This window comes from Modestobacter marinus, from assembly GCF_019799945.1.
Lineage (GTDB): Bacteria > Actinomycetota > Actinomycetes > Mycobacteriales > Geodermatophilaceae > Modestobacter > Modestobacter marinus_B.
This window is the reverse complement of the sequence record NZ_JABGCH010000060.1, coordinates 1-8,456: the sequence shown is the minus strand read 5'-3', so window position 1 is coordinate 8,456 and position 8,456 is coordinate 1. Positions and strand designations below refer to the sequence as shown.

Annotated in this window: 6 protein-coding genes; 4 read left to right on the top strand and 2 right to left on the bottom strand. The window is 69.1% G+C overall.

Features of this window, described 5'->3' with window-relative positions; genetic code table 11:
• Positions 1-81: 81 nt before the first annotated feature.
• A complete protein-coding gene (locus HK417_RS27085) occupies positions 82-522 on the bottom strand; it encodes a WD40 repeat domain-containing protein (RefSeq protein ID WP_368858545.1) in 441 nt (146 codons plus the stop codon).
• Positions 506-886, bottom strand: a complete 381-nt coding sequence (locus tag HK417_RS23765) for a hypothetical protein (protein WP_222272975.1) — start codon at positions 884-886, stop codon at positions 506-508. The genes HK417_RS27085 and HK417_RS23765 overlap by 17 nt, the downstream gene beginning before the upstream one ends.
• Positions 887-1,605: 719 nt before the next feature.
• Between HK417_RS23765 and HK417_RS23760 the strand changes: the two genes are divergently transcribed.
• The 4 genes from HK417_RS23760 to HK417_RS23745 all read left to right on the top strand — a co-directional run bounded on the left by HK417_RS23760 (position 1,606) and on the right by HK417_RS23745 (position 8,450).
• Positions 1,606-1,998 (top strand): hypothetical protein, encoded by a 393-nt coding sequence (locus tag HK417_RS23760; protein WP_222272973.1) that lies wholly within the window; start codon positions 1,606-1,608, stop codon positions 1,996-1,998.
• A gap of 400 nt (positions 1,999-2,398) precedes the next feature.
• A complete protein-coding gene (gene fxsT, locus HK417_RS23755; RefSeq protein ID WP_222272971.1) occupies positions 2,399-5,104 on the top strand; it encodes an FxSxx-COOH system tetratricopeptide repeat protein in 2,706 nt (901 codons plus the stop codon).
• A 110-nt stretch (positions 5,105-5,214) separates the two neighbouring features.
• Positions 5,215-5,445, top strand: a complete 231-nt coding sequence (locus HK417_RS23750) for a hypothetical protein (RefSeq protein ID WP_222272968.1) — start codon at positions 5,215-5,217, stop codon at positions 5,443-5,445.
• 2,351 nt (positions 5,446-7,796) lie between these two features.
• Positions 7,797-8,450 (top strand): DUF4062 domain-containing protein, encoded by a 654-nt coding sequence (locus HK417_RS23745; RefSeq protein WP_222272965.1) that lies wholly within the window; start codon positions 7,797-7,799, stop codon positions 8,448-8,450.
• Positions 8,451-8,456 lie beyond the last annotated feature (6 nt).

Genomic DNA, 8,456 nt, shown 5'->3' with positions numbered 1-8,456 from the left:
GTCTCCTCGTCGTACTTGCGGGGTGCTGGCACGGACTCAGTCTCCTTGCGAGATCAAAGCCTCTGCCAGATTCAGGACGGTTCAGACATGCACGCTCCCATCCGCCCCACCGGTGACTACCCGCCCGTCACGGAGCATCCCTACTACCCGCACGGAGCCGGCGTGCTGCCCCAACGAGACCGGAGGAGCGCCCGGGCACGCCGGACTTCCCACCAGCACCCGACCGTCCGCCCCACCGGTGACTACCCGCCCGTCAGGGAGCATCCCTACGACCCGCACGGAGCCGGCGTGCTGCCCCAACGAGACCGGAGGAGCGCCCGGGCACGCCGGATCCCACATCAGTACACCTCCATCGGACCCGGCGGTGACCACACGCCCATCACCAAGTACCAGCACCTCAAGCGTCTGGCCAGCGTCGTCTCCGAGTCGCACGTTGCCGGTGCCAGAGCGGGCCGGATCCCACACCAGAACCCGACCGTCCTCCCCACCGGTGACGACCCGCCCGTCATGGAAGACGGTCACCGCCGCCACGGCCGCTACGTGCTGCCCAAGCAGAACCGGATGAGCGCCGGGATGTACGGGATCCCACAGCAGCACCCGACCAGATCGCGTCGCCGATCGTGGTGATGTTGGCCTCGGGGGCGTCGCGCTTGGCGTCCCGCATCGCGAGCGCCCCCACGACGGTCAGCAGCGTCGTCGACCTGGCGACATAGACCGCCACCCGGCCCCGCAGCGATGCGCCGGCCCGGCGGTTCAGCGCGCCGATGACCGTGATCAGCCGCAGCAGCGGCAGCACGATGACGGCGAGGTCGTGCAGGTGGCGGAGGACGTACCCCCGCCGGTCGGAGGCCCGCACGACGCGGGCGGCGTAGTCGAGGGCGAACACGGCCCAGCCCCCCGGTCACCACGGCGCAGAACAGGACCGCGCCGACTGTGAGATCGGGTCGAGGATCGGTCAGGCGTAGGCGCCGAGGAAGGCCAGCGCGGCCACCATCAGCGGCCACTCGGCGGCCACGGCCCAACGATCCAGCTTCGATCGAGGCGGTTCGGGGGCGGGTGCCGTCGTCACGGCGGCGATCGTCGCAGCTCGGCGGGCTCGTCTCCAGAACGTCGGTCGGGGCGCCGGGACACGGGCGTCAACGTGTCACGCTTTCGTCGGTGTCCGCAGCAGCCTTTCCGGCCGGCACACCGGCCGACGTGGTCGAGTACCTGGGCCGGTACCGCACCCGGTACTACGCCAGCGGTTACGCCCTGACGTACGAGTACGCCGTGGCCGTCGAGGTCGGCGGCCTGCAGGTCGAGTCCCGGCAGCTCGCCGCCGAGGCGCTGAGCGACGACGTGGTCCCCCTGCTCGGCGTGCCCGTGTGGGTTGTCACCCGCGCCGCGATCCCGACGGCGGCGCCTTCTACGCCAGCGACAGCCGGCGGGAGGCGCTGGCCGCCTACAGGGCGGCGCTGGCGGGGGTGTGCCTGGCGTAAGAGGTGCAGCGGCGGCGAACAGCAGGACGGCGCGGGTCTCACGGCTCCGTCTCACCGAGGGTCCCCGACACGCTCAGGTTGGCCGATACCGAGGGTATGAAGCGAGTAAATGGCGGTGCGGGCGGCGATGGTCGCGGTGGGCGTCGTGTCCTTGGCCGGCTGCGGCGGCGAGGACGAGCCGAGGGCCTCAGCTGACTGTGAGGCGGTCCCGGCCGAGGTGATGACCAGGATCGCGGACGGCGCTCGGGACGGGACCGAGTTCGTCGCTCGGGAGGCTGCGGCGTTCCGCGCCAGCGACTCCGAGGTCTACTACGTCGCCCTGCGGTTCGGGGCGGCCGGCGGAGGGGACGAAACCGGCGTGTGGACGACCGACTCTCTGGCAGCTGACGTGGGCGTCTCCACCGTGTTGAGTGTCGACGGTCTTGGGAAGCAGTTCACCGTCTGGCCGGACGCCGAAGCGGCGTTCGACATCTCCCCGGCCCACCCGTCGGTTGGTGCGGCCAAGGATTGCCTCGGTTGACCCGCCAGGCGCGGGCGGGGCTGTGACCGCTGACCTGCGCCGCCTGGACTCGCCGCGCGACGTCAAGGTGCTGACGACGGGCCAGTAGGTCGCCGGCACCCAGGATGCGTGGGTGCGCTGGCCGGACGGTGATGGCGTGCGTCGGTCACCTACTCGGTGGATTGCGACTGGGACTGGGCAAGCACCTGCGGGCCGCTGCCGGCCAGCGGTTGCGCCCGCGCAGGGAGGGACCGACGCGCGCCGCCGTCCACCGGCGCCCTCCACCGGGCCTCTGAGGTGCAGGCTGTGTCCGGACCCGTGGCTGAGTGGCGCTCCAAGCGACGGTGTGCCCTGACGGAACGGCTGCTGTGTCGGGGCGCCAAGTATCGCGTACGGCCGGTGATGGGTGTAGGGCTGGTGCGTGAGCGGTCGGGGGACCGATTTCTTCATCAGTCACGCCGGTCGGGACACCGGGTGGGCCGAATGGCTGGCCTGGCAGCTGCAGGAGGCCGGCTGGACCGTCGAGCTGGACGTGTGGGACTGGGCTCCGGGTCAGGACTTCGTGGCCCGGATGTCCGCGGCGCTAGAGCGGGCGGACCGGCTGCTGGCGGTGTGCACCGAGGCGTACTTCGCCTCTGCGTTCGGCGGGGCGGAGCTGCGGGCGGCGTTCGCCACGCCAGCGGCCGCGGAGGGGCGGATCGTGCCGGTGCTGGTCGAGCCGGTCACCCTGCCCCGGCTGTACGCGCCGCTGATTTATCTGGACCTGACCGGCCTGGACGAGGCCGCGGCGGCGGCCCGGCTGCGGGGCCGGCTGGCCGGCGGGCGCCCGACCGGCCCCCCGCCGTTCCCTCGGGCGGGACCCGCTTCGACGGACAAGCCGCGGTTCGCCGGCGCCCTGCCCGAAGTGTGGCGGGTGCCGCCGCGCAATCCGTGCTTCACCGGGCGGGACGGCATGCTCACCGAGCTACGGCGGCGGCTGGGCGCCGGTGAGGGCACGCTGGTGGTGCAGGCGCTGTACGGGCTGGGCGGCGTGGGCAAGACCCAGCTGGCGATGGAGTACGCGCACAGGTTCGCCGCCGACTACAACCTGGTCTGGTGGATCGACGCCGAACAGCCGGTCCTGATCCCCGAGCAGCTCGCCGCCCTCGCCGCCCGGCTCGACATCTCGCCCGGACCCACGGTGGCCGACACCGTGGACCGGCTGCTGGCCGAGCTGCGGCACCGGGACCGGTGGCTGCTGCTCTTCGACAACGCCGAGCGACCGGGCGACGTCGCCGACTACCGGCCCGGCGGGGCCGGGCACGTGCTGATCACCTCCCGCTCCCCCGGCTGGGGCGCACTCGGCGGCCGGCTGGAGGTCAACGTGCTGACCCGGACCGAGACCATCGCGCTGCTACGCTCCCGGATCCCGGCCCTGGACGAGGAGCTGGCCGACGCCCTCGCCGCCGAACTGGGCGACCTGCCACTGGCCGCCGCCCAGGCCGCCGGCTACCTGGAGCAGACCGACCTCCCGGCCGCCGACTATCTGCGCCGCTTCCGCGCCCACCGGGCGATCCTGCTCGCCCGCGGCGACGTGGTCGGCTACCACGGGCGGATCGACACCGCCTGGGCGCTGTCGCTGGAGCGGCTGCGCGACCAGGACCCGGCCGCGGTGCAGCTGCTCGAGCTGGCCGCCTTCCTCGCCCCCGAACCCATCCCGCTGCGCCTGTTCGCCGACCACGCCGACCTGCTCGACGAGCCGCTGCACGCCACCGCCGTTGACCCTGACGCGCTCACCGATAGCGTCGGAGTGCTGGTCGGCTATTCACTGGCCCGCCGCTCCGCCGACGGCTTCCAGCTGCACCGGCTGGTGCAGGCCGTGATCCGCCACCAGCTTCCACCAGACCGGCAGCAGGCCACCGCCGCGCGGGTGCTGGCGCTGCTGGCCGCCGCCTCCCCCGGCGACCCGGAGGACCCGGCCGGCTGGGCCGCCTACGCTCAACTCGCCCCGCACGTACTCGCCACCGCCCCCCTGGGCGACCACTCTCCCACCGGCCGGCGGCTGCTCTTGGACACCATCCGCTATCTACAGGTCCACGGCGACGTTCACGCCAGCCGGGCCGTCTCCGAGCAGCTTGTCGACCGCTGGCGGTCGATCCTCGGTCCCGATCATCCCGACACCCTGACCGTCGCGAGCAGGCTCGTCTTTGCGTTGATCTTTATGGCCGAGGCCCAGCTGGCCCGCGGCCTGGGCCAGGACACCCTGCAGCGCTGCCGCCGGATACTGGGTCTGGACCACCCGACCACCCTGTGGGCGGCGACCGGGCTGACCCTGACCCTGCTCCAGCGGGGGGAGGCGGAGGCGGCCCGCGCCCTGGGCCAGGACACCCTGCGGCGCGGTCGCCGAGAGTTCGGCCTAGACCACGCCAGCACCCTGTGGGCGGCGACAGCCCTGACCACCGCCCTGGCGCAGCTGGGCGAGGTGGAGCCGGCCCGCGCCCTGGGCGAGGACACCCTGGAGCGCCTCCGCCGGGTGTTCGGCCCCGACCACGCGACGAGCCTCTCGGCGGCCGCCGCCCTGACCCTCGCGCTGGTCCAGCTGGGCGAGGCGGAGCCGGCCCGCGCCCTGGGCGAGGACACCCTGCAGCGCTGCCGCCGGGTGTTCGGCCCGGATCGCCCGATCACCCTGTGGGCGGCGACCTCCCTGACCCTCGCGCTGGTCCAGCTGGGCGAGGCGGAGCCGGCCCGCACGCTGGGCGAGGACACCCTGCAGCGCTGCCGCCGAGTGCTCGGCCCGGACCACCCGATCACCCTGTGGGCGGCGACCTCCCTGACCCTCGCGCTGGTCCATCTGGGCGAGGCGGAGCCGGCCCGCACGCTGGGCGAGGACACCCTGCAGCGCTGCCGCCAGGTGCTCGGCCCCGACCACCTAGTCACCCTGTGGGCGGACAGTGCGCTGACCCACGCACTGGTCCGGCTGGGCGAGGCGGAGCCGGCCCGCGCCCTGGGCGAGGACACCCTGCAGCGCTGCCGCCAGGTGCTCGGCCCGGACCACCCGATCACCCAGTACCTGACCGAGGCCGCCGGCATTGGCCACCCCACGCCGGGTGGCGATGCGGCTGCAGACAGCCCGAGTCCGCCGCTGTGAACATTCCATGCACGCCTGGAAGCCGGAGCCTTGAGCCCTCCCACGACTCCACTGGAACCGGAACCCTCAGGGCCCGTAACGATTTTCCAATCGAGGGAGCCTGCACAGCGATGACTACTGCCAAGGGCGCACCCACGCCGAACAACCGGATGCAGTACACGCTCTCCGAGGATGAACGAGAGCGCTTCGCCGCTCAACACGCCAAGGTCAAGGAGGCTCTTGAGGAGATCGGTCGCATCGCCCTCGAAACGCTTCAGCCAGAAGACGGGATGGAGGAAGCGCCCGGGGACGAAGACAGCGTGGAGGCGATGGCACGCAGGCTGCCCACTGGCTTCACGTGAGCAACACCACGCTGGCCGGTGTGACCTACTTCTACTACCTGGATGGCACCTGCCGCTGGTACGACTTTCCGAATGGTGTCTGCGGCGCCTGCTGAGTCCAGCTGCGCACGTGTGTCTACGGGGAGAGGTCCAAGCCCTCGCCTGGCGGCTCTTGGCCTGTGGATAAGCGGACGAGTTCAACAGCTCCGTCCGCGTCGGCGGAGGACCACCCGAACCACACCGGGTCCTCCGTTCGTAACACCTCGTACCAGAGCGTGAGCTCGTCAGCGGGTAGGAACGCCGACACCGTCCCGCCGGACACTTCCCCCGCATCGGGGCTTTCCACGAAGTAGACCAACGCGGTTGTCACAGGCCCGCTGTCCTCGTCGTCCGGGCGCAGATTGAGGAGGGTCTCTGCGTGTCTCGTTGAGCCCGTCCATATTCTGCGACTGAGGGTGTAGCTCCCAATGCGAAAGTTGCCGAATGCCACAGGGTCCTCCTGCTACGTCGATGCGGCGTGACTGCCTTCCGACCGCCTCATAGGAGCTACCCCGTTGCCCTTCGCTAACGCCGTCGTAGGCACGCCCGTCCAAGACGAGGGGTGGCTAGCCAGCACAACCGCATGGCCTCCAAGGCTTCCGGCGTCGCGCGCGATCCCCTCCTGGCACTGCCAGCTGCGAGCTAGGGCCGAGTGGTCGTGCGCTGACGGAGACGGGACAGGTTTCCCTCCTTGTCTCGTCCCCATAGGCGACCTGTCGCGTCTCGAAACTCCAATGCGGGGCGCGAACCGATGGCCAGTCTGGCGAGCTGGAAGACGATCTCCGAGCTAGTACCGCGGCCACCAACGTTCGCCCTGCCGATGCAGCGCGGGGGGCGAGCTTCTTGTCCCGAAGCGGCCCACTGTGAGACACCGTCGGGTGCGCCGACGGGCTCATGCCCGATGGATTAACGTCGCTTCAGCCGGGACCCACCACAAGATCAGGCGTCGAATGCAGGACCTTCGGTCTAAAGACAACCGTATTTGTGCCGTTGTTCCTATAGCGGACTGCGAGCCATATGAGGTTCTGAACGTCAGTGAACGACCACTCTTGTAAGATTTCAACGCTCGCAGGGAAGTTATCCGGCGACACGGCCACTTTCTTGTAGTTAAACTGATTGAAGTGGGTAGAATTGTGACCCAATGCGACAATTTGTCCAGGTTCGAGAGTTTGAGTTGTGAAGGTATGAACCTCCACGTCCAGACTCATATCTGAACCCCCGAGTCGTCCTTAGGGACAAGCCTAGCGCCTTTGGCGTCGATATCGACTCTCAAGGATTCATGGCGCTCCTGCGGAGTCATTCTCAGAAACTCGGTGGGTACATCAAGCTCCACTGCCGTCTGCCCAGGCAGAGGGAGCATCCGGGTCGTCGGGGCGTCGTCCGCCTCGGCCCCAATTTCGGATGTTGCTATGATGTGACCGCTTTCATCGTGAAGCACCTGAAGTTTCACTTTGCGGCCCCCTTCAGAATGCGCTAGGTGTGAATAGTATCTTTTGCCTGAAGACGACGACATTTGCTCCATTGTTGCGATAATGCGTAACTAGCATTGTAGTATTCCCGACATCCGTCTCGCTCCACTCTCGGAGTATCTCGATACTAGATGGATTGTTGTCAGGAGAAACCGACATTCGCATCCAGCGATTCGCGTTTAGATACACCCACTGGAAGCCCCAGATCGCCTCCGCTCCTGGATCGAGCGTCTTCGCGGTGCCCGCGCCTATGTTCACCTGATCGCTCATTGAAGCCCTCCATTCGCGCCGCGCTGCGGGGCGTGTCGAGTTGGGCTGGCACGCCCATTGACGCAGTACGCACTCAGCACTCGCTGTAGTAATCTTCGACGAGGGGCGTCACCGCGGCGTCACCACAGCGTCACGCCCTCCGCCAGGGATCCGAATACACCGGGCACTGGTTGAGCCCCCAACCATGGGCGGGCCTCGGATTCTGGGACGGCTCGACCACATGCGTCACTAGGCAAGGGAGCGCTGCTCGGTCGGCCCATCGATGGGGTCACGTTTGCGGCGAACCTCAGGAGGGCCGAGCTGTGTGAGTGGGCGACCAGAACTTCGACCACCGCTCGTTACTCTTGCTCAGGGCTTTCCCTTCGGCCCGCCAGTACGGTGAGGCGGGAAGTCGTTCCTCGAGGAACCCGATCACCTGGCACCTAGGAGCCGATGAAGAAGTTCTTCGCCGCACCATCGCCGACTGCGTCCCTCCAAAATATCGGGCGTCGACCCTAGCCAGAGGATCGGCACCGAACGTGGTGCTTCGACGTTCCGGCGGATACCGTGCGGCGGCGGTGGAGACGCGCCGTTACAGCTGCGATTCTGTGAGCCGTGTCGGGGCGGCGGGTCTTCCTCAGCCACACCTCGGAGCTGCGACGCCTGCCGGCGGACCGATCATTCGTCCAGGCGGCGGCGGATGCGGTGTCGCGGGCCGGGGATGTGGTCGCCGGCATGGCCTACTTCACCGCCCAGGAGAACAGCCCGGCGGAGGTGTCGCGGGAGGCGGTACGCGCCGCCGACGTCTACGTGGCGGTCGTCGGCTTCCGCTACGGGACGCCGGTCCGGGACATGCCTGAGGTCTGCTACACCGAGCTGGAGTTCGAGGAGGCCTGCGTCGCGGGGCTGCCCCGGCTGGTGTTTCTCCTCGGTGAGGACACCCAGGGCTCGCCGGCCCTGTTCTTCGAGCCCAAGTACCCCGATCGGCAGGCGGCGTTCCGTGCCCGACTGCTGGACAGCGGGGTGACGACGGCGTCGGTCAGCTCCCCGGCGGAGTTGAGCGAGAAGCTTTATCAGGCACTGACGCGGATGCCGTCGACTCGCAGCAGTGGTGTGCTGGCCGGTCGACTTTGGAATGCGCCTGCCCGCAACAGCGCCTTTACCGGCCGACAGGAGCAGATCGACGGCTTGCGGCAGGCATTAGCCCGGATCTTTCACGAGCATGATCATCGGACTGGTCGTCGGGGTTCTTGTCCCGCGTGGGCGTGAGATTGG

Excerpts from the sequence above, each read along its gene's own strand:
- HK417_RS23760 (WP_222272973.1), top strand. The coding sequence starts at position 1,606 with ATGGTCGCGGTGGGCGTCGTGTCCTTGGCCGGCTGCGGCGGCGAGGAC.
- HK417_RS23750 (WP_222272968.1), top strand. The coding sequence starts at position 5,215 with ATGACTACTGCCAAGGGCGCACCCACGCCGAACAACCGGATGCAGTAC.